General features: G+C 76.4%; 1 pseudogene. It reads right to left on the bottom strand.

Going from position 1 to position 462, the window contains the following annotated elements:
• Nucleotides 1–262: 262 nt before the first annotated feature.
• Nucleotides 263–462, bottom strand: a pseudogene (locus V7E45_RS40465) (glutamine synthetase); the annotation flags it as partial.

Below are 462 nucleotides of genomic sequence, written 5' to 3'. Positions count from 1 at the left end.
TCCCGCGGCGACCGCGACGAACTCTTCGGCGGCTTCGGCGCCTCCTGGCGCGGCGCCTTCGTCGGCGGGGAACTGCTGGTACGGGCGGTCACCCAGGGCCCGGCGGGGGAGCGGCTGCCCGGGAACTTCCCGGAGTACCAGCTCATGCCCTGACCGCGCACGCCGTGGCCGAACGATCACCGACCGTACGGGCGCGCGCCGGGGGGGGGGGGGGGCCCCCCCCGGGGGGCCACGCCCGAGGGGCGCGGGTCCGCCGCGGCTCTCACAGCCGTTCGAAGCAGCGGCGCAGCTCCCAGTCGGTGACGGCCGCGTCGAACGCCTCGATCTCGACGGCCGCCTGGTTGGCGTAGTGGGCGAACGCCTCCTTCCCGAACGCCTCCGGGGCCAGCGCGCTGGTCTCCCACAGGGACAGCGCCTCCCGTAGGGTGCCCGGCACCCGTTCGGAGTCCGCCGCGTAGGCGT

Source organism: Streptomyces sp. IBSBF 3136 (genome assembly GCF_036815105.1).
In the GTDB taxonomy this organism is placed as follows: domain Bacteria; phylum Actinomycetota; class Actinomycetes; order Streptomycetales; family Streptomycetaceae; genus Streptomyces.
Note: the sequence above shows the minus strand (reverse complement) of the source record. Positions and strands in the feature narration are given on the sequence as shown.